The sequence below is a fragment of the Streptomyces sp. A5-4 genome, assembly GCF_051131715.1.
Taxonomy (GTDB): domain Bacteria; phylum Actinomycetota; class Actinomycetes; order Streptomycetales; family Streptomycetaceae; genus Streptomyces.
In genome coordinates this window covers 3,020,185-3,040,804 of the sequence record NZ_CP178591.1, presented here as the reverse complement: position 1 = coordinate 3,040,804, position 20,620 = coordinate 3,020,185, and the positions used below count along the sequence as shown (strand labels likewise).

Below are 20,620 nucleotides of genomic sequence, written 5' to 3'. Positions count from 1 at the left end.
ATCGTTGAGTCGGTCATGAACAACACGAAGCGCGTACTTGCCGGCCTGGCTCTCGCGGGTGCCCTGGTCGGCGCCGCAGCGCCGGCCCACGCCGACACCACTCCTGCCGGACCGGGCCGTTCCGGTGGCGCGGCCCCGCTGAACCTCAAGGACGGCGCGGCCGGTGGGCTGGTCGGGAAGGTCTGGAGGGCCGTCGTCCCCAAGCCCGGCGCCGAGGCGGGCGTTCACGGCGAAGGGGGCGTCCTGTAGGCGTATCGAGCGACGCACGTCCGGCCGTTGAGGCAGCTGCCTCACACCCCCCGACGAACTTCGTGAAGTTCTTCACAAGGAATGGAGGCCTCCCGGCCTCCATTTGGGCGAGTGGGGGTCGACGGGGCCGCTCGTGGGTGTCCACCGCCCATCCGCCGGACGCCCGGGGCGTGTGACGTCCACCTGAACCGGGCCGGTGGTACACCGCGAGAAATCCGCCGAGCTGCCAGCTCACAGGGGGTTTCCAACGTCCCGCCCGGCGCAGTGGTTCCCCTGCCGCACCATGACCTGCGTCACGCGAGCGGCGCAGTGTAGCAGAAGCGGTCGGAGTGCTTGTGAAGGGGCTCACGAGCCACCCCCCGGTAAGGGGTGGATACTCGATGGCATGAGCACCACGGAGCGTCCCAGGATCCTCGTAGTAGGCGGTGGGTACGTAGGCCTGTACGCAGCTCGACGCATTCTCAAGAAGATGCGTTACGCGGAAGCGACCGTCACGGTCGTCGACCCGCGCTCGTACATGACGTACCAGCCCTTCCTCCCCGAAGCCGCCGCCGGCAGCATCTCGCCGAGGCACGTCGTCGTACCGCTGCGACGCGTCCTGCCCAAGGCCGAGGTGCTCACCGGTCGGGTCACCACCATCGATCAGGACCGCAAGGTCGCCACGGTCGCGCCGCTCGTCGGCGAGGCCTACGAGCTGCCCTTCGACTACCTGGTCATCGCCCTCGGCGCGGTCTCGCGCACCTTCCCGATCCCCGGCCTCGCCGAGCAGGGCATCGGCATGAAGGGTGTGGAAGAGGCCATCGGCCTGCGCAACCACGTCCTTGAGCAGCTCGACAAGGCCGACTCGACCACCGATGAGGACGTCCGCCGCAAGGCGCTCACCTTCGTCTTCGTGGGCGGCGGCTTCGCGGGCGCCGAGACCATCGGCGAGGTGGAGGACATGGCCCGCGACGCGGCCAAGTACTACACCAACGTCAAGCGCGAGGACATGCGCTTCGTCCTCGTCGACGTGGCCGACAAGATCCTTCCCGAGGTCGGGCCCAAGCTCGGCGCGTACGGCAAGGAGCACCTGGAGTCCCGCGGCATCGAGGTCTACCTCAAGACCGGCATGGACTCCTGCGTCGACGGTCACGTGATGCTCAACAACGGCCTCGAAGTCGACTCCAACACCCTCGTGTGGACCGCCGGCGTGAAGCCCAACCCGGCGCTGGCCCGCTACGGCCTGCCGCTCGGCCCGCGCGGTCACGTGGACACGCAGACGACGCTCCAGGTGCAGGGCACGGACTACATCTGGGCCGCGGGCGATAACGCCCAGGTGCCCGACATGGCCGCCCGCAAGGCCGGCGCCGAGAACGCCTGGTGCCCGCCGAACGCCCAGCACGCGCTGCGCCAGGCCAAGGTCCTCGGCGACAACGTCATCTCCGGGATGCGCGGCTTCCCGCAGAAGGACTACAGCCACGCCAACAAGGGTGCCGTCGCCGGTCTCGGCCTGCACAAGGGCGTCGCGATGATCGTCATGGGCAAGGTGAAGATCAAGCTCAAGGGCCGTCTCGCCTGGTACATGCACCGCGGCTACCACGGCATGGCCGTGCCGACCTGGAACCGCAAGATCCGCGTCCTCGCGGACTGGACCCTCGCGATGTTCCTCAAGCGCGAGGTCGTCTCGCTCGGCGCCATGGAGACTCCCCGCGAGGAGTTCTACGAGGCCGCCAAGCCCGCCCCGGCCCCCGCCGCCAGGGCCAAGGCCACGGTGCCCGCCGAGGGTGAGAAGGCCAAGGCGTCCTGACGCCGGGCCAGTAGTACCCGTACGAACTCCAGGCCTCAGGGGCCGCCCGCCATCCGTGGTGCGGGCGGCCCCTGAGGCTTTTTCCGGCCACGGTAGTTGTCACTACCACTCACTTTGCCCACCCCTTACCCGGTACCGGGATGCTGTGGGGTACCCCGCGGTGTTATCTGGGATGTATCTCGCCGGCATTCCCTGGCTCCACCGTCACGGAGGTGTGCACCATGGCCGACGCCGCCCTGCGGCTGACCGCGCTTGCCGAGGAACTCCTCGGGTCACCACTACCCGTCCGCATCAAGGCCTGGGACGGCTCCGAAGCCGGACCGCCCGACGCCCCCACTCTCGTCATCCACAGCCGTCGCGCCCTGCGCAGGCTGCTCTGGAAACCGGGCGAACTGGGCCTCGCCCGCGCCTGGGTGGCCGGCGAGATCGAGATCAGGGGCGATCTGTACGAGGGCCTGGACCGCCTCTCCCATCTGCTGTGGGAGCGCGGCCAGGACGCCAAGTCCACCGTCCACCCGATCCGCGACCCCAAGCTGCGCGCCGCCGCCCGCGGCCTGGTCGGGCTGGTGGGCCTGCTGCCGCCGCCCGCCCCGCCCCGCGAGGAGGTGCGCCGCCGCAGCGGCCCGCTGCACACCAGGCGCCGCGACAAGGAGGCGATCAGCCACCACTACGACGTGGGCAACGATTTCTACGCACTGGTGCTCGGCCCCTCGATGGTCTACTCCTGCGCCTATTTCGACGAGGGGCTCACCCTCGAAGAGGCCCAGCGCGACAAGCTCGACCTGATCAGCCGCAAGCTGGCACTCAAGGAGGGCGACCGGCTGCTCGACGTGGGCTGCGGCTGGGGCTCGATGGCGATCCACGCGGCGCGCGAGTACGGCGCGCGGGTCACCGGCATCACCCTCTCCACCGAGCAGGCCGCGTACGCCCGCAAGCGCATCGCCGAGGAGGGCCTGACCGACCGCATCGAGATCCGGGTGCAGGACTACCGGGACGTCAGGGACGGCCCGTACGACGCGATCTCGTCGGTCGGGATGGCCGAGCACGTCGGCTCGGTCCAGTACCGGGAGTACGCGGACGACCTCTTCGCCCTGCTGAAGCCGGGCGGACGGCTGCTCAACCACCAGATCGCGCGCCGCCCCGAGCCGGACGAATCGGCGTACCACGTGGACGAGTTCATCGACGCGTACGTCTTCCCCGACGGGGAGCTGGCGCCGGTGGGACGGACCGCGGGGACGCTGGAGGAGGCGGGCTTCGAGGTCCGGGACGTCGAGTCCATCCGTGAGCACTACGCCCTGACGCTGCGCCACTGGGTGGCCAACCTGGAGGCGAACTGGGCCCAGGCGGTCCGGGCCACTTCGGTGGGCCGGGCCCGCGTCTGGAAGCTGTACATGGTGGCGTCCGCCCTGTCCTTCGAGCACAACAAGATCGGGGTCAATCAGGTCCTCGCGGTACGGCCGGTGGCGGGGGGAACCTCCGGAATGCCGCTGCGCGCCCGGGTCTGGGGCGCGGGCCCGAGCTGAGCCCGCACAGCCGAGCCCGCACAGCCGAGTGGGCCGGCCCCCGTCACGGGAGTCGGCCCACTTCTCTGCGTACCGCCCGCGGACTACTCGGCCTTGATCGCCGCCAGCGGGTTCAGCCTGGCCGCGCTGCGCGCCGGCCACATCGCGGCCAGCACGCCCACCAGCGCGGCGGTCACCAGGAAGATCGCGATCCGGCCGACCGGGATCTGCATGGTGTACGTCTTCATCGAGTCACTGATGCCGCTGCCCGCGGCCCAGCCCAGGAAGATCCCGAGGCCGACACCGAGCACCGCGCCGAACAGGGAGATGACGACCGACTCCAGCCGCACCATCTGCTTGACCTTCGAACGGTCCAGGCCGATGGCCCGGAGCATCCCGATCTCGTGCTTGCGCTCGAAGACCGACATCGCGAGGGTGTTGACGACACCGAGCACCGCGATCAGGACGGCCATGCCCAGCAGCCCGTACAGCATGTAGAGCATCAGGTTGATGGTGCCGCTGATCTCGTCGCTGATCGCCTGCTTGTCCTGGATCTTGATGGCGGGATTCTCGCCGAGGGCCTTGACGATGGTGTCCTCCGCCTTGGCGGAGGTGCCGTCCTTCATCTTCACCAGCACCTGCTGGTCGGCGACCTTCTCCAGATGCGGGTCGACCACCGCGGTCGGCGTGAACAGACCGTTGATCATTTCGTTCGGCTGGTAGACGCCGATGACCTTCAGCTTCACCGTCTTGCCGTCGTCGAACTTCACCGACGTGGTGTCGCCCGGATGCAGGCCCTTGTCCTCGGCGGTCTCCTTGTCCACGACCGTGGTGTCGCCGGTCAGACCGTCCAGCGAGCCGCTGACGAAGTCGAGACTGAGCAATTGGCCGATGCGCTTCTCGTCGACACCGTTGATGTTGGTGAAGCCGCCGTCGATCTCGCCGTACGCGGAGCGCATCGGGCTGCTCGCGGCCACCTCGGGGAGCGCGGCCAGCTTCTTCTCCACGGTGGGGGAGAGCGGCTGGTAGTTCGCCATGGAGATCGTGTAGTCGGACTTCAGGGAGTCCGTCGCCATCTTGTTGATGGCGCTCTGCATGGAGATCGCGATCACCGTCATGCCGGTGATGAGGGTGAGGCCGATCATCAGCGCGGCGGCGGTGGACGCGGTACGACGCGGGTTGCGCAGCGAGTTCTGCCTGGCCAGGTTGCCCGTGACGCCGAACGGCTTCAGGAGGGGCGTCATGGCGGCGATGAAGGGCCGCGACAGCAGCGGGGTGAGCACGATGGTGCCGATGAGCATCAGACCCGCGCCCAGGGCCATGTACGGCATGCCGTCCTGGCCGCCCACGGACACGCCCATGAAGAGGGCGCCGGCGCCGAGTGCGGCGATGACCGAGCCGATGGTGTTGCGTACGACCAGACCGCGCACGGTCGGCGACGCATGCACGCTGTTCATCGCGGCGACCGGCGGAATCCTCGCGGCCCGGCGGCCGGGCAGCCACGCGGCGAGCATGGTCACCACCACACCGATGATCAGGGCGACGACGGCCGTCATCGGGGCGACGACCAGCGGGCCGTCGGGCAGCGTGCCGCCGAGGCCGTTGACCACCGAGCGCAGGCCGAGCGCGATACCGATGCCCACGGCGAAGCCCGTGGCCGCGGCGATCAGACCGACGATGAACGCCTCGATCAGTACGGAACGGGTCACCTGGCGGCGTGAGGCGCCGATGGCGCGCATCAGCGCCAGTTCCTTGGTGCGCTGGGCCACCAGCATGGTGAAGGTGTTGGCGATGATGAAGATGCCGACGAAGAGCGAGATGCCGGCGAAGTACAGCATGGCCTGGCTCAGCGAGTTGGTCTGCTCGTTGATCAGCGCTTCCTGGTCGGCGGCCAGCGTGGCGCCGGTGACCGCTTCGGTGTCCTTCGGTAGGATCTTCTCGGCCGCGCTCTTCAGCGTCGCCTGGGAGGTGCCGGCGGCGGCCTTGATGTCGATCTCGTCGTACTCGGTCTTGCCGAGCACCTTGGGCGCGGTCGCGTTGTCGAACAGCACCAGGCTGCCGCCGGCCACCACATTGCCGTTGGAGGTGTCGAAGATGCCGCTGATCGTCTGCTTGGTCACCGGGCCGTCGGTGGACAGCCGGGCGGTGTCGCCGACCTTGTAGCCGGTGCGCTCGGCGGTGCGGCTGTCCACCGCGATCTCGCCGGCCCGCTTCGGTGCCTGCCCGGCGGTGAAGGCGTAGCGGGCGTCCTTGCCGTCCGCGCCGGGGTAGAAGTTGGCGCCGGTGGTGCCCCAGTCCTGGCCGACGAGCTTGCCGTTCTTGTCGGCGAGCGCGGTGAAGCCGGACATGTCACCGATCACGGACGCGGCGCCGGGAAGGCCTTGCGCCTTCTTCAGCAGGGCGTCGGTCAGCACCGGCTGCCTCTTGGCCTCCTGGGCCTCGTCGGAGGGGCCGGAGGAGACGCCGGGGCGGATGGCGACCGACACATGGTCGAAGCTCTTCGCCGATTTGTTCTTGAAGGCGTTGCCGATGGTGTCGGAGAAGATCAGGGTGCCGGAGACGAAGGACACGCCGAGCATTACGGCGAGCACGGTCATCAGCAGCCTGGCCTTGTGCGCGAGCACATTGCGCAGGGCGGTTCGGAACATGTGTCAGTCAGTCCTGGGGTGGGAGCGGCCGGAGGGAGGGGGCGTACGCGCTACGAGCCGTGGGATCAGCTGGTGCGGCCCTTGCTGTCGAACTCCTTCATCCGGTCGAGGACGCCGTCCGCGCTCGGGTGCAGCATCTCGTCGACGATCCGGCCGTCGGCGAGGAAGATCACGCGGTCCGCGTAGGCGGCGGCCACCGGGTCGTGGGTGACCATGACGACGGTCTGGCCCAGCTCGCGCACGGAGTTGCGCAGGAAACCCAGGACCTCGGCGCCGGAGCGCGAGTCCAGGTTTCCGGTCGGCTCGTCGCCGAACATGATCTCGGGGCGGCTGGCCAGGGCGCGGGCCACGGCGACGCGCTGCTGCTGGCCGCCGGAGAGCTCCGTGGGGCGGTGCTTGAGACGCCCGGACAGGCCGACCATCTCGATGACCGTGTTCAGCCACTCCTGGTCGGGCTTGCGGCCCGCGATGTCCATCGGCAGCGTGATGTTCTCCAGCGCGTTCAGCGTCGGCAGCAGGTTGAACGCCTGGAAGATGAAGCCGATCTTGTCCCGGCGCAACTGCGTGAGCTGCTTGTCCTTCAGGGTGCCCAGCTCGGTGTCGCCGATCCGGACGGAGCCGGCGGAGAAGCTGTCGAGGCCCGCGACGCAGTGCATCAGCGTGGACTTGCCGGAGCCGGACGGGCCCATGATCGCGGTGAACTCGCCCTGCCGGAAGTCGACGGTGACCTGATCCAGCGCGACCACCTGGGTCTCGCCCTGTCCGTAGACCTTGGACAGCTCGGTGGCGCGTGCGGCGACCGCGGTGGCGCGGTGAGCAGTGGTGGTGGTCACGAGGGGGCTCCTGTCGGGGACGCTTGGGGGACTTCTTCATCGTCCCGGCCGACCGGCCCTCGCGGATCAGCCCCCGTGCCCGTTCCCGTGGCCACCCTGAGTCGGACCCGCCGCCCCGGAGTCCTCCTTTGGTATGACGTCAACCCCGAGAGCCGGGCCACGCCCGGGGGGCCCGCGCGGGCAGTCGAGTTTCCGTCATTCCCGCGCGGCTGCTGCTGCGACCGCCCACCGCGTCCGGCATGTGCCGATGGCTCTTTACGTGGTCTGACACACCCTCAGGCGCCAATAAAATAAGACAACATCGGATCGCTGTTCCGCTGTTCGGGGGACGCCTCCGGATAGGCTCTGACCCGCCAATTGCGGAGCCGCGACACCCTGCCCGGATGGTGGAATGCAGACACGGCGAGCTTAAACCTCGCTGCCCCTCGGGGCGTGCCGGTTCAAGTCCGGCTCCGGGCACCTTCAACTCGTTCGGGTGCGGGCTCCCGCCTCCGTGTCCCCGGCCCGGGGGCGTCCGCAGGCCACCTGTGGCCCCGGGCCCGCGGCAAGGTCGCGGAAAGATCCTCCCCTGGCAGTAGGGTGTTCGCTTTGCTTTCCCATTACGCTTGACCCCAAGGCCACGCACGGTGGCCATGGAGGAGTGAGATGAGGAGCAGCAACCCGGTCTTCTCGCGACGGGGCTTCAGCCGCGACAACGGCACCGCGGGCTTCAGCGCGACGCCGCAGGCCGGGGGCCCCGCCGTAGGTACGGCGCAGGGCAACCCGTACGCCCAGGGCGCCACGAACCCGTACGCGACGAACCCTTACGCCCAGCAGGACACCCAGTACGGAGCTCCGCAGGCACCGCCGCGCGGCTCCGTGATGACGATGGACGACGTCGTCGTACGGACGGGCAGCACGCTCGGCGTCCTGATCGCCGGCGCGACCGTCGCCTGGGTCATGGACCTCGGCCTCGGTCTGGCCATCGGCGCCGCCCTCGTGGCGATGGTGCTCGGCCTCGTCCAGGCCTTCAAGCGCAAGCCCGTCCCGGCGCTGATCCTGACGTACGCGGCCTTCGAGGGCGTCTTCCTGGGTGCCATCAGCAATTACATCAACGAGTACGTGGCGCAGGGCGCGGCGATGCAGGCAGTACTGGGCACGATGGCGGTCTTCGTCACCATGCTCGTGCTGTACAAGACCCGCATCATCCGCGTCACCCAGCGCTTCACGCGCTACCTGATGATCGCCGCGATCAGCTTCCTGGTGCTCACCGCCGTGAACCTGCTCTTCATGGTCTTCGGCGGCGGCGACGGCCTCGGCTTCCGCAGCGGTCCCATGGGCATCCTCTTCGGTGTCGTCGGTGTGCTGCTCGGCGCGTTCTTCCTCGCCCTGGACTTCAAGCAGGTCGAGGACGGCATCGCCTACGGCGCACCGCGCGAGGAGTCCTGGCTGGCGGCCTTCGGCCTCACCATGACCCTGGCGTGGATCTACCTGGAGATGCTGCGACTCGTCGCGATCTTCAGCGGGAACGACTAGCGGTCGCTCCCGGCTGATCCAGCCCGGCTGATCCAGCCCGGCTGATCGAGCGCTGATCGAGCCATGAAGAAGGGCCCGCAGGCACCGCCTGCGGGCCCTTCTTGTTGCCGTGGATCAGAGAAGTTTGCGGGCGGCCCGCCTCAGGTCGTACTCGTGGATGATCGCTTTCGCGTGACCGTAGGCGAGATGGTGTTCACTCCGGAGCCAGCTGACCTTTTCCTCGAAGCGGAAGAGGGAGGGACCGTCGTCTACGGCACGGAGCCAGTCGGAGATTTCACGACCGGTGCAATGGGGGATTCGGGAGAGCAGGTTTCGGTGGGTCTCTTCGGAGAAAACTTGGGACATCGGCGCCTCCGGACGCTTCGCACGAGTGCTCCTTCACGCCACCGTGCCTGAGCGTTCGCCTGTTGGCAACAGTCCCGGGGAGGCGCGTAGGGTCGCGGAGTGCTCGATACAACGCCCTTGGTGGCCACCGTGGACCGACTGGCCGACCGGCTGCGCGCCGCCTCGCAGAGCCGCCTTCAGCGCGGTTCCGCGGCCGAAGGACTGGCGCTGGCCAGGGAATTGTCCGTACGCGCCCAGCTGCTGGAGTCGCCAGGACGCGAGCCGCGGATCATGCCGGACGCGGGGGTCTTCGCCGTCGCGGACCAACTCGCCGTCGCCGGGCATGATCTGGCGGCAGCGCTGCAAACAGCCTCGTCCGTGGAACTGGACGAGGCTGTGGGTCTCGTGGAAGCCGTGACGGGGGAAGTGCTGGGTTAGCGCGAGGCACCGGGGCGCCGGCTACATCGACGCTATGACCCGGTCGGCGAGGATGTAGACGTTCTCCTCGCCGCAGGAAAAGGTCAGCGCGTACGCGCCGGAGATGCCGGAGCCGCCCAGCAGGACCGGGGCGTTGCCGCCGCGCAGCGACTCGGCGAGGCGCTCGGCGGTCTCGCGGTGGCCCGGGGTCATGCACAGCGTCGTGCCGTCCGTGAAGACGTACACATCGAGTGTGCCGAGCGGTCCCGGACGCACGTCGGTGAGGGCCGTGCCGGAGAGAGCGAGCTCCTCCAGCCGCGACACGGTGCGGTCATGGTCGCCGGTGGCGGCCGTCGGCTGGACCGGGATGCTCTGCTCGGCCCGGTGGGAGGGGTGCGAGGGGTGGCGGCGGCGGGCGGCGGCCAGCTCCGGGGAGTCCTCGGGGTACGGGTCGGCCTCGACGTCGGCGCTGTCGAAGCCGTCCGCGGCGTCCGTGCTGTCGAGGGCTTCGAGCGCCTCGTAGACGTCGAACGGTTCGAGGCCCGCGAAGTCGGCCTGGCGCGGCACGAAGAACGGGGCGTCGTCGCCGAGCCCGGACAGGCCGCCGAGCAGCGACGGGGCGTCGGCCGCGTCGCGGGACTCCTGCGCGGCCCAGAAGGCACGCGCCTCGGCCAGCTCGCGCTCGCGTTCCTCGGCCAGCGCCTCGGCCACGGCGACCCGTATCCCGTCGGTGTCCGCAGCGCGGGTCTGCTGCGGGACGGTGGCCCCGGCGTCGCCGTGCCCGGCGGAGGCCGCCAGCTCGGTGCGCAGGGCGCTGACCTGCTTGCGCAGTCCGTGGACGGCGTGCAGGGCGGCGCCGCCCACGGCCGTGGCAGCGGCCGCGGTAAGCAGCAGGGCAAAAGGCATAGCACTCACTGACTTACTCCCGGTTTCAATCGATCCCCCGACTTCCTACATCAGCTTGTCGTGCGGCCGTGCCCGGTGTCAGTGCATTACGTCACGAATTGGACAGGTCTTTGGGCCCGGTGTTTGGTCCACAAACGGCTCTGACCTGCGAAGATGCCCTCTTCGGGGGAGATAGGTCACATCCTGGGGGAGATTAGGTCACGGACAGGGCGCGACGCTGACGGGGAAGGGGTCGGAAAGCGCCGCAAAAGCCGCTTCCCGACCCCCCTGCCCACCTCTTTCAGACCCCTCCGGGGGTCAGCTCAGGCGCTCGATGACCATGGCCATGCCCTGGCCGCCGCCCACGCACATCGTCTCCAGGCCGAACTGCTTGTCGTGGAACTGGAGGCCGTTGATGAGCGTGCCGGTGATACGGGCGCCGGTCATGCCGAAGGGGTGGCCGACGGCGATGGCGCCACCGTTGATGTTCAGCTTGTCCAGGTCGACGCCGAGGTCCCGGTAGGACGGGATGACCTGGGCGGCGAAGGCCTCGTTGATCTCGACGAGGTCGATGTCGCCGATGCCCAGGCCCGCGCGGCGCAGCGCCTGCTTGCTCGCCTCCACCGGTCCGTACCCCATGATCTCGGGGGAGAGGCCGGAGACGCCGGTGGAGACGATCCGGGCCAGCGGGGTCAGGCCCAGCTCGCGCGCCTTGGTGTCGGACATGATCACCAGGGCGGCGGCGCCGTCGTTGAGCGGACAGCAGTTGCCGGCCGTGACCAGGCCGTCGGGGCGGAAGACCGGCTTGAGGCCCTGGACGCCTTCGAGGGTGACGCCGGCGCGGGGGCCGTCGTCCTTGCTGACGACCGTGCCGTCGGGGGTGGTGACCGGGGTGATCTCCCGCTCCCAGAAGCCGTTCTTGATGGCTGCCTCGGCGAGGTTCTGCGACCGCACGCCGAACTCGTCCATGTCCTGGCGGGTCACACCCTTGGTGCGGGCCAGGTTCTCGGCGGTCTGGCCCATCGAGATGTACGCGTCGGGGATCAGCCCGTCCTCGCGCGGGTCCTGCCAGCCGGCGCCTTCCTGCTGGGCGCGCTCGGCGGTACGGGCCTCCGCGTCGGCGAAGAGGGGGTTGTGGGTGTCCGGCATGCCGTCCGACGAGCCCTTGACGCTGCGCGACACCATCTCGACACCGGCGGAGATGAAGACGTCGCCCTCGCCTGCCTTGATGGCGTGCAGCGCCATGCGGGAGGTCTGGAGGGAGGAGGAGCAGTACCGGGTCACGGTGCAGCCGGGGAGGTGGTCCATCCCCATCTGTACGGCGACGACGCGGCCCAGGTTGTGCCCCTGCTCGCCGCCGGGCAGGCCGCAGCCGAGCATCAGGTCGTCGATGTCGCGCGGGTCGAGCTCCGGCACCTTGGCCAGGGCGGCCTCGATGATGGTGGCGGTCAGGTCGTCGGGCCGCAGGTCCTTCAGCGAGCCCTTGAAGGCGCGGCCGATGGGTGAGCGGGTGGCGGAAACGATCACGGCTTCGGGCATCACGGCTCCATGAGGGCGAGAAGGCAGGGCTGTGTGGGAAGTTACCCGCACGTATGGCTCGGGGCACGTGTCGGGTGATGTGATGCGGGCCTCTTTTCTAAGCGCCCGCTCACCTTCTTCGTGCGACTCTCGCACGGATCGGCCCCGGGGGCCCGCACCGGCTTCGATCCGCTGCGGCGGACTCCGTCCACGGGGGTGGGGGGCGGGTGGGCGCGGCGGGGTCGCGCGGGGCATGCGGTGGGGCCGCGCCCAGGGCGCATGGGCGCCCGCTCGCGCCCCTGGGCAGGCGGGCCGCACTTCAGCCCGTCCGGGGCCCGGGGTCTGCCCCGGTTTCGGGAAGGGGCGGGTCAGGGGAACGGCGCCGCAGGCAACCCGCACCCGGCGCAGGTGCGCCCGCAACGCACCCGCACCCACACACGCACCCAGCGCGGCCGGCCCGTACCCGCTCCGCAGCCGCCTACGCCCGCCGCGCCTCCGACGGGGTCGGTTCCGTGTTCGGGTGGGTGGGGAGGCGCCTGCGGCGGCGGTGCTTCAGGAGGGCCCAGGGGCCTCGGGCACCGGTGACCTCCGTGCCCGCCGCCGATGCCGCTTCCGCGGCCGCCTTCGCCACCGGGAGCATGTCCTCGTCGCGCGAGGCGTCCAGCCGGTCCGATTCCGGCCAAAGGCCCAGCGCCGCGCAGAGGGTCGGGAGCAGCGCCATCGCCGCCGTCGCGTATCCCTCGGCCGACGGGTGGTAGTTGTCCGGGCCGAACAGCTCCCGGGGGTTCGCCAGGAACTCCGGGCCGAGCAGATCGCCCAGCGACACCGTGCGCCCGCCCTGCTCCACCGTGCCGATCGTCTGCGCCGCCGCGAGCTGGCGCGAGACCCGGCGGGCCACCCAACGCAGCGGCTGGTAGACCGGCTCGATCGTGCCCAGGTCGGGGCAGGTGGCGACCACCACCTCCGCCCCGACCGTGCGCAGCCTCCGTACCGCGGACACCAGATGCCGGACCGACTGGGTGGCCGGCATCCGGTGCGTGACGTCATTCGCGCCGATCATGACCACGCAGACGTCGGGCCGCCGCGCGGGATCCCGCAGCAGCGCCGTGACCTGGCGCTCCAAGTCGTCCGACATGGCCCCCCGCTGCGCCACATTGCGCAGTTCCACCGGCCGTTCCGCCACCGCCGCGAGCCCCGAGGCGAGCAGCGCCCCCGGTGTCTGGCCCGCCCGGCGTACGCCCTGGCCCGCCGCCGTGGAGTCGCCGAGCATGCCCAGCCGCAATGGCGGCAGCCCGGTGTGCCCGCTCAGGGGCATCCCGTACAGGCCGTCCCCCGGCGGCGGAACCGGGGCCGAACCACTGCCCACGGACCGCTTCGCCAGCTGGACCTCGGCGAGGAAGAGCCCCACCGCCGCCGCACCCACCAGACCGATGCCGCCGCCTCCGTACGCGGCGCCCGCAGCGATCCGTCGTGCCACCCTCGCCCTTGACACAGTCGCAGCCACCTCCTCGATGCCTCTCGCTCACATGCTTACTGCCCGGTAGCGGGTGCTGTTCAATCGCGCCTGAAGGTGAACGCGCGGTCCCCGCGACACTTACGCTGGGCCGCACCATCACGGAGACCCCGGAGAAGACCGTGCAATTTCACGACTCGATGATCACCCTCGTCGGCAACACCCCGCTTGTGCGGCTCAACACTGTGACGGCCGGAATCCAGGCAACAGTCCTGGCCAAGGTCGAATACTTCAACCCGGGCGGGTCCGTGAAGGACCGGATCGCCCTGCGCATGATCGAGGCGGCGGAAGAGAGCGGCGCGCTGCTGCCCGGCGGCACGATCGTGGAGCCGACCAGTGGAAACACCGGTGTCGGACTCGCCATCGTGGCGCAGCAAAAGGGCTACAAATGCATTTTCGTATGCCCGGACAAAGTTTCGACGGACAAGATCAATGTGCTGCGCGCGTACGGCGCCGAGGTCGTGGTCTGCCCGACCGCGGTGGACCCCGACCACCCGGACTCGTACTACAACGTCTCCGACCGTCTGGTGCGGGAGACCCCGGGGGCCTGGAAGCCCGACCAGTACAGCAACCCCAACAACCCGCGGTCGCACTACGAGACCACCGGACCCGAGCTGTGGACGCAGACGGAGGGGAAGATCACCCACTTCGTCACGGGCGTCGGCACCGGCGGCACGATCTCCGGCACCGGGCGCTACCTCAAGGAGGTCAGTGAGGGCCGGGTCCAGGTCATCGGCGCGGACCCCGAGGGCTCCGTGTACTCCGGCGGCTCCGGCCGCCCGTACCTCGTTGAGGGCGTCGGTGAGGACTTCTGGCCGACGGCGTACGACGCGACCGTCACGGACGAGATCGTCGCCGTGTCGGACAAGGACTCGTTCCAGATGACGCGGCGCCTCGCCAAGGAGGAGGGCCTGCTGGTCGGCGGCTCCTGCGGGATGGCCGTCGTGGGCGCGCTGCGCGTCGCCGAGCGGCTCGGCCCCGACGACGTCGTCGTCGTACTGCTGCCGGACAGCGGCCGCGGTTACCTCAGCAAGATCTTCAACGACGAGTGGATGGCGGACTACGGCTTCCTGGAGGAGTCCGGTCCCTCGGCGAGCGTGGGTGACGTCCTCAAGTACAAGGAGGGCCCCATCCCCAAGCTGGTGCACATGCACCCGGAGGAGACCGTCGGCGAGGCGATCGAGGTGCTGCGTGAGTACGGCGTCTCGCAGATGCCGATCGTGAAGCCGGGCGCCGGACACCCCGACGTGATGGCCGCCGAGGTCATCGGCTCGGTCGTCGAACGGGAGCTGCTCGACGCCCTGTTCGCGCAGCGCGCCTCGCTGGGCGACCCGCTGGACAAGCACATGAGCCCGCCGCTGGCGCAGGTCGGCTCGGGCGAGCCCGTGGAGGACCTGATGGCCGTGCTGGGCTCCAAGGGCGGCCACGACGCGGCGATCGTGCTGGTCGAGGGCAAGCCCACGGGCGTGGTGAGCAGGCAGGACCTGCTGGCCTTCCTGGCGCGGGAAAGCAAGTAACGGGCCGGGCCGGGGCCTTGGCGGCGTCCCGTGGCCACGGGACGCCGTAGCTTCGCGAAAGTGGTACGAGCACGACACGTTCGCGCAGCACCGGCTTAACACGCGTCCGGCACATTGGTTGTTGTCGGCGTCAAGGGCTACGGAGCGGCTCCCGGACCCCTTGGACGCCATGGACACGCATCCCGGCCCTGGCCCGGACCGTGTTCCTCGTGGGGACCGCCGTCGTCCCGACTCCCGGGCAACCGGGGGTGCGGCGGTCCCCGCGGCAGTCTTCCGGTGCTTGTGCGGGACCCGGACCTGTCCGGCCGGGGTCCCGCGCAGGCCCGTCAGTCCTCCCAGTCGGACTTCTCCCGGGGCCGTCGCCGCGTCCACGGCCATCCCCGTGCCGCGTGGACCGCGTTGACCCCGACGATGCCTATCCAGCTGATCACCAGGCCCTCGGTGTCCGCGTTCACCGCGCCGATCGCCGACAGCGGGATGGCGAGGACCAGGGAGATCGCTCCGAAGCCGAACCGCTCGCCGAAGCCGGCGCCCTCGTGGGACGACTTGGCGCCGCCCCGGGCGACCACCATCTGCTGCTCGGCCATCTGACGCCGGACGCGGCGGTCCACCGCGCTGTCGAGGCGCTGGTCGACCTTCTCCAGAAATGACTCGATGAGCGCGGACTCGTAGTCCGGGCCGAGCTCCCTGCGTGCGTGCAGGGTCGCGTCGAGTTCCTTTTTCAGCTCAGGGTCGCGGGCTTCCATGGTGTTCACGCTACGGATCGGGCCACCGCCGGGTCAGTGGGGGTAGCCCCCCTCTTTTTCCGGGGGCGGCCCGGCCTGTCCTCGGCCCGCCCCCTCTGCCCGCCCCTCTCAGCCAGACCGCACGGTCCGCGCCGCCGACGGCGCGCCCGGGTCCGGTGACTCCTCCGCCGAGGCCTCCGGCGGCATGAGGGTGCGGTCGGGGATGTGGGACGTGTCGCGCCGGGCCAGCAGCCAGTACAGCAGGGCCGGGACGGCCAGGCCGATGATCCAGGAGATGTCGGCGCCGCCGAGCGGGGCGACCAGCGGGCCCGTGTAGAAGTGCGTGACCAGGAAGGGGAGCTGGATCAGGATGCCGATCCCGTACACCGCGAGTGCGTCCCAACGCCACGCGCCGTAGCGGCCGTTGGGGTCGGACAGGGCCCCGATGTCGTAGCGCTCGCGCGAGATCAGGTAGTAGTCGACCAGGTTGATCGCCGACCACGGGGTGAAGAAGGTCAGCAGGAACAGCAGGAAGTCCTTGAAGGACGTCAGGAACGAGTCCTTGCCCAGCAGGGCCACCACCGTGCCCGCCACCATGATGACCGCGATGTAGGCGGCCCGGCCGCGCCGGGACAGGGTCCGCCGGCCGCGGAATCCGCTGACGCCGGTCACCATCGACATGAAGCCGCCATAGGTGTTGAGCACATTGATGGTCAGCTTGCCGAGCGCGATCACGAAGTAGAGGAACGACGCGATCAGGCCGGTGCCGCCCAGCGCGACGACGTAACCGACCTGGCTCGTCAGGAACGCGCCGCCCGCCGTCGCCGCGACCAGCACGCCGAAGGTCATCGACCACTGCGAGCCGAGCGCCGAGCCGCCGAGGGTCCACCAGAACGTGGCGCGGCCACTGGTGGTGCGCGGGAGGTAGCGGGAGTAGTCCGCCACGTACGGGCCGAACGCGAGCTGCCAGGACGCGGAGAGCGAGACCGCGAGCAGGAACATCGGGAGTCCGAATGCCCGGTCCGAGAGGACGTCCGCCAGGTCGATACGGTCGAGGAGACGGAAGCCGAGGTAGACGAAGGCCAGCGCGCAGACGACGCTCGCCACCCGGCCCAGCGCGTGGATCACGCGGTATCCGACGGTCGCCATGACGCCGGTGAGCGCGGCGAAGACGATGATGCCCGTCGTGTCGCCCAGGTGGGTCAGCTCGCCGACGGCCTGGCCCGCGAGGACACTGCCGCTGGCGAAGAAGCCGACGTACATGACGATCACCAGGAGCAGCGGGATCACCGCGCCCTTGACGCCGAACTGAGCCCGGGACTGGATCATTTGGGGCAGCCCCAGCTTCGGGCCCTGCGCCGAGTGCAGGGCCATGACCGCGCCGCCCAGCAGATTGCCGACGAGCAGGCCGATGATCGACCAGAAGGCGCCGCCGCCGAGGACGACCGCCAGCGCGCCCGTGACGACGGCGGTGATCTGGAGATTCGCGCCCAGCCACAGGGTGAACTGGGAGAAGGCGCTGCCGTGCCGTTCGCTGTCCGGTACGACGTCGATCGAGCGGCGCTCGACCAGGGAGTCGGCCATGAGGGCTCCTTGCTGAGGTGGTGCCGGCCCGCGTGTGCGCCGGCGCTGCTCTGCTACTTGCGCTTCGCGAGCTTGTGGGCCGCGGCCCAGTCGGCCGCCACGTCCTCCGGGTCCTTCTTGTCCTTGTCGACCAGCCGGTTGAGCTCGGTCAGGTCCTCGGTGGTGAGCGCGCTGCCCAGCCGGGCCAGTGCCTTGCGTACGGTCGAGTCCGCCTTGCGGTCGGCGATCAGCGGCACGATGTGCTGGCCCGGGATGAGGTTCTTGGGGTCGGTGAGGACGACCCAGTTCTCGGCGGCGATGTCGGTGTCGGTGGTGAAGAGGTTCGCGACGTCGACGTCGCCCTTCTTCAACGCCCCCTTGACGAGGGGTCCCGAGGAGTCGAGGGACTTGAACTCCTTGAATTCCACGCCGTATTCGTCCTTGAGGCCGACCGCGCCGACGGTCCGCTTCTTCACCTCGGGCGCCGCGCCGATGACAAGCTTGCCGTTGTGGGCGGCGAGGTCGGCGAGGGACTTCAGCCGGTACTTCTCGGCGGTCCCGCGGGTGACCGCGAAAGCGTCCGAGTCCTCGGCCCTGCCGTACGCGAGGACCTGAAGGCCCTTGGGGAGTGCGATGGCCAGGGCGTTCTGCATGTCGCCCTCCCCGCGCGCCCCGGCCTTCGCGTCGAGGTAGTGCAGGAGCGCGCCCTGGTACTCGGGGAGGAGGTCGATGTCACCGCCCTTGAGCGCGGGGATGAGGATCTCGCGGGTGCCGAGGTTGGGGCGGACCGTGGTCTTGACCCCGGCTTCCTCCAGGACGACGGCGTACAGGTGGCCGAGGATCTGGTTCTCGGTGAAGTTGGCGGTGCCGATGACGATGCCGTCGGCGCTGGAGCCGCCCCCGCCGCCGGAGCCGCCCCCGCCCTCCAGGGACGTGATGCCGCTGCTGCACGCGGCGAGCGCGGGGACGGTGGCGGCGGCGAACAGGCCGCCGAGCAGAGTTCTGCGGTTCATGGGGGGTCTCCTCGGGGGTCGGTGGTCAGTGGGCGGCGGCTGAGCGGCGGTGCCGGAAGAGGGTGCGCTGGATGCCGGCCAGCACCAGGTCCAGGGCCACGGCGACGACGGCGACGAGCACCGCTCCGCCGAGCACCTGCACGAGGTCGCGCTGGGCGAGGCCGTCGAAGACGTACCGGCCCAGGCCGCCGAAGCTGACGTACGCGGCGATGGTGGCGGTCGCGACGACCTGGATGAGGGCGAGGCGCAGCCCGGTCATGATCAGCGGGAGTGCGAGCGGCACCTCGATCCGCAGCAGCACCTGGTGGCCGCGCATGCCCTGGCCCTTGGCCGCGTCCTTCACGTCGGGGTCCACGGCGGTCATGCCCGCGTAGGTGTTGGTGACGATCGACGGGACCGCGAGGGCGACCAGGGCGACGTACACCGGGGTCATGGAAAGGCCGCTGGCCAGGAAGACCAGCACCACCAGGCCGACGGTGGGCAGCGCCCGGCCGAAGCTGGAGAGGTTGATCGCCAGGAACGCGCCGCGGCCCGTGTGGCCGATGAGCAGGCCGATGGGGAGCGCGATCACGGCGGCGATGAGAGTGGCCAGGAGCGAGTACTGGAGGTGCTCGGCGAGGCGGTGGCCGATGCCGTCGGGGCCCGACCACTGCGCGCCGCTGGTGAGCCAGGACGCGAGGTCCGTGAGGAGTTCGTACATGTCAGGCTGCCCTGCGCTTCCGGGTCCAGGGGGTCAGCACGTACTGGACGGCGACCAGGGCTGCGTCCGCGATCAGGGCCAGGAGCAGCGTGAGGACGACGCCGGCGATCACGGGGGTGGGGAAGTTGCGCTGGAATCCGTCGGTGAAGAGCTGGCCGAGGCCGCCGTCGCCGATGTACGTCGCGACGCTGACCAGGGAGATCGCCATGACCGTCGCGATGCGCACGCCCGCCATGATCACGGGGAGCGCGAGCGGCAGCTCGACGGTGAGCAGGGTCCGCAGCGGGCGGGTGCCCATGGCCTTGGAGGCCTCTCGGGCCTTGGCGGGGACGGAGTCGAGGCCCTCGACGGTGTTCCGCAGCAGCACGACCAGCGTGTAGACCGTCAGCCCGACGACCGTGGTCGTGCGGGTGAGCCCGGTGACCGGGAGCAGCAGCACGAAGATCGCGATGGACGGGATCGTGAAGAGGACGTTCGAGAGCCCCAGGAGAAGGCCGCGCAGCGGGCGGACCCTGTGCGCGACGACCGCGAGGGGCAGCGAGATCAGCAGGCCGAGCAGCACGGCGGTGAGGGCGGCCTGGAGGTGGGACAGGGAGAGGGTGGCGAGGTCGCTCGCGTGGTCGGATATCCACGCCCATTCGACGGTCATACGGTCGGCTCCACGACGGGGGCTTCGTCCGTGGCGGCAGCCGTGGGCGCAGCCGCGTCGGTCGCGTCGGCGGCGGTCGGCCGGGTGGCCGTGGCGTGCGTGGTGCCCGCCCGGGTGTGGATCTCGTCGCGGGACGTGACCCCGGTGAGGACGCCCGCCGCGTCGACCCGGGCGACCAGGCCGCTCGGCGAGGTCACGGACTCGTTCAGCGCGGACAGCAGCGAGTGGGTGTCGGTGAGCGGACGCACCGGCAGCAGCGGGGCGTCGCCCGCCGCGCCGGACTTCGGGGCCGTGGCCGCGTCCAGCCAGCCGAGCGGTTCGCCCTTGGCGGAGGTGACCAGGTGCCAGCCCCCGGCCGCCCCGGGGAGCGGCTCGTCGGCCCTGACGGCCGGCGCCCGGTGCTGTTCGACCTCCGCGAGTGTCGTCAGGGACAGCAGCTTCAGGCCGCGCTCGGCGCCCAGGAAGTCCGCGACGAAGTCGTCGGCCGGGCGGGCCAGCAGCTCGGTGGGGGGCGCGCACTGGACGAGGTGACCGCCGGTGCGGAAGACGGCTATCCGGTCGCCGAGCCGTACCGCCTCGTCGATGTCGTGCGTGACGAAGACGATGGTCTTGCTCAGCTCCTGCTGCAGGCGCAGCAGCTCGTCCTGGAGCTGGGTGCGCACCACCGGGTCGACCGCGCCGAACGGCTCGTCCATCAGCAGCACCGGCGGGTCCGCCGCCAGTGCCCGCGCCACTCCGACGCGCTGCTGCTGGCCGCCGGAGAGCTGATGCGGGTAGCGCTTGCCGGTGCTCGCGTCCAGGCCGACGGTCTCCAGGAGCTCGGCGGCGCGGGCACGCGACTTGCGGCGCCCCCAGCCGAGCAGCAGGGGGACGGTGGTGATGTTGTCGAGGACCGTGCGGTGCGGGAAGAGGCCCGACTGCTGGATCACATAGCCGATGCCGCGCCGCAGCTCGGCCTCGTCCGCTTCGAGGATGTCGCGGCCGGCCACCCGGATGGTGCCCGACGTGGGGTCGACCATCCGGTTGATCATCCGCAGGGTCGTGGTCTTGCCGCATCCGGAGGAGCCCACGAGCACGGTGATGCCGCCCTCGGGCATCTCCAGGGTCAGATCGTCGACGGCCGTGGTGCCGTTCGGGAAGCGTTTGTGCACTGCGTCAAATTTGATCATCGGTCATCCCTTGCCGGGGCTGTATATGGTCATGCAGAGTTCTGCGTGTCTGAATAGATGTCAATGCTCTGAGGGAAATCACTGGTCACGGTCG

General features: G+C 70.1%; 18 protein-coding genes and 1 tRNA gene. 7 read left to right on the top strand and 12 right to left on the bottom strand.

Features of this window, described 5'->3' with window-relative positions:
• Positions 1-15: 15 nt before the first annotated feature.
• The 3 genes from ACLLJJ_RS13965 to ACLLJJ_RS13955 all read left to right on the top strand — a co-directional run bounded on the left by ACLLJJ_RS13965 (position 16) and on the right by ACLLJJ_RS13955 (position 3,558).
• Positions 16-249, top strand: coding sequence for a hypothetical protein (locus ACLLJJ_RS13965; protein WP_434590601.1), 234 nt, complete (start codon positions 16-18; stop codon positions 247-249).
• A 385-nt stretch (positions 250-634) separates the two neighbouring features.
• A complete protein-coding gene (locus ACLLJJ_RS13960) occupies positions 635-2,035 on the top strand; it encodes an NAD(P)/FAD-dependent oxidoreductase (RefSeq protein WP_434590599.1) in 1,401 nt (466 codons plus the stop codon).
• Positions 2,036-2,256: 221 nt separating this feature from the next.
• The gene (locus ACLLJJ_RS13955; RefSeq protein WP_434590596.1) at positions 2,257-3,558 is read left to right on the top strand and encodes a class I SAM-dependent methyltransferase; all 1,302 of its coding nucleotides are present in this window, start codon (positions 2,257-2,259) and stop codon (positions 3,556-3,558) included.
• An 83-nt stretch (positions 3,559-3,641) separates the two neighbouring features.
• Here the strand turns inward: ACLLJJ_RS13955 and ACLLJJ_RS13950 are convergent, their stop codons facing one another.
• A complete protein-coding gene (locus ACLLJJ_RS13950) occupies positions 3,642-6,185 on the bottom strand; it encodes an ABC transporter permease (protein ID WP_434590594.1) in 2,544 nt (847 codons plus the stop codon).
• 65 nt (positions 6,186-6,250) lie between these two features.
• Positions 6,251-7,018, bottom strand: coding sequence for an ABC transporter ATP-binding protein (locus ACLLJJ_RS13945; protein ID WP_434590591.1), 768 nt, complete (start codon positions 7,016-7,018; stop codon positions 6,251-6,253).
• A 377-nt stretch (positions 7,019-7,395) separates the two neighbouring features.
• On the opposite strand from ACLLJJ_RS13945, the gene ACLLJJ_RS13940 reads away from it, so the two are divergent.
• Together ACLLJJ_RS13940 and ACLLJJ_RS13935 are read left to right on the top strand one after the other, a co-directional pair.
• Positions 7,396-7,477, top strand: a tRNA-Leu gene (locus ACLLJJ_RS13940).
• Between the two features lie 186 nt (positions 7,478-7,663).
• Positions 7,664-8,533 (top strand): Bax inhibitor-1/YccA family protein, encoded by an 870-nt coding sequence (locus ACLLJJ_RS13935; RefSeq protein ID WP_434590588.1) that lies wholly within the window; start codon positions 7,664-7,666, stop codon positions 8,531-8,533.
• Between the two features lie 114 nt (positions 8,534-8,647).
• Here the strand turns inward: ACLLJJ_RS13935 and ACLLJJ_RS13930 are convergent, their stop codons facing one another.
• Positions 8,648-8,878: a DUF4287 domain-containing protein gene (locus ACLLJJ_RS13930; RefSeq protein WP_283515299.1), complete on the bottom strand. Its 231-nt coding sequence runs from the start codon at positions 8,876-8,878 to the stop codon at positions 8,648-8,650.
• Positions 8,879-8,977: 99 nt separating this feature from the next.
• Here ACLLJJ_RS13930 and ACLLJJ_RS13925 point away from each other — a divergent pair, with 99 nt between their 5' ends.
• A complete protein-coding gene (locus ACLLJJ_RS13925) occupies positions 8,978-9,295 on the top strand; it encodes a hypothetical protein (RefSeq protein WP_434590585.1) in 318 nt (105 codons plus the stop codon).
• Between the two features lie 21 nt (positions 9,296-9,316).
• On the opposite strand, the gene ACLLJJ_RS13920 is transcribed toward ACLLJJ_RS13925, so the two are convergent.
• The 3 genes from ACLLJJ_RS13920 to ACLLJJ_RS13910 form a co-directional block, all read right to left on the bottom strand.
• Positions 9,317-10,180, bottom strand: coding sequence for a hypothetical protein (locus tag ACLLJJ_RS13920; protein ID WP_434590583.1), 864 nt, complete (start codon positions 10,178-10,180; stop codon positions 9,317-9,319).
• A 297-nt stretch (positions 10,181-10,477) separates the two neighbouring features.
• Complete coding sequence (locus ACLLJJ_RS13915) at positions 10,478-11,698, bottom strand: acetyl-CoA C-acetyltransferase (protein WP_434590580.1); 1,221 nt, start codon at positions 11,696-11,698, stop codon at positions 10,478-10,480.
• 457 nt (positions 11,699-12,155) lie between these two features.
• Positions 12,156-13,154, bottom strand: a complete 999-nt coding sequence (locus ACLLJJ_RS13910; protein ID WP_434590579.1) for an SGNH/GDSL hydrolase family protein — start codon at positions 13,152-13,154, stop codon at positions 12,156-12,158.
• Between the two features lie 158 nt (positions 13,155-13,312).
• On the opposite strand from ACLLJJ_RS13910, the gene ACLLJJ_RS13905 reads away from it, so the two are divergent.
• Entirely contained in the window at positions 13,313-14,707 is a 1,395-nt protein-coding gene (locus ACLLJJ_RS13905) for a cystathionine beta-synthase (RefSeq protein WP_434590576.1), read from the top strand.
• A gap of 326 nt (positions 14,708-15,033) precedes the next feature.
• Here the strand turns inward: ACLLJJ_RS13905 and ACLLJJ_RS13900 are convergent, their stop codons facing one another.
• The 6 genes from ACLLJJ_RS13900 to ACLLJJ_RS13875 all read right to left on the bottom strand — a co-directional run bounded on the left by ACLLJJ_RS13900 (position 15,034) and on the right by ACLLJJ_RS13875 (position 20,526).
• A complete protein-coding gene (locus tag ACLLJJ_RS13900; protein ID WP_434600409.1) occupies positions 15,034-15,453 on the bottom strand; it encodes a hypothetical protein in 420 nt (139 codons plus the stop codon).
• A 108-nt stretch (positions 15,454-15,561) separates the two neighbouring features.
• Complete coding sequence (locus tag ACLLJJ_RS13895; protein ID WP_434590575.1) at positions 15,562-17,016, bottom strand: purine-cytosine permease family protein; 1,455 nt, start codon at positions 17,014-17,016, stop codon at positions 15,562-15,564.
• Positions 17,017-17,069: 53 nt separating this feature from the next.
• Entirely contained in the window at positions 17,070-18,008 is a 939-nt protein-coding gene (locus ACLLJJ_RS13890) for an ABC transporter substrate-binding protein (protein WP_434590574.1), read from the bottom strand.
• A gap of 25 nt (positions 18,009-18,033) precedes the next feature.
• Entirely contained in the window at positions 18,034-18,708 is a 675-nt protein-coding gene (locus ACLLJJ_RS13885) for an ABC transporter permease (RefSeq protein ID WP_434590572.1), read from the bottom strand.
• A gap of 1 nt (position 18,709) precedes the next feature.
• The gene (locus ACLLJJ_RS13880; protein ID WP_434590570.1) at positions 18,710-19,357 is read right to left on the bottom strand and encodes an ABC transporter permease; all 648 of its coding nucleotides are present in this window, start codon (positions 19,355-19,357) and stop codon (positions 18,710-18,712) included.
• Complete coding sequence (locus ACLLJJ_RS13875; RefSeq protein ID WP_434590567.1) at positions 19,354-20,526, bottom strand: ABC transporter ATP-binding protein; 1,173 nt, start codon at positions 20,524-20,526, stop codon at positions 19,354-19,356. Before ACLLJJ_RS13875 ends, ACLLJJ_RS13880 begins: the two co-directional genes overlap by 4 nt.
• Between the last annotated feature and the right edge of the window lie 94 nt (positions 20,527-20,620).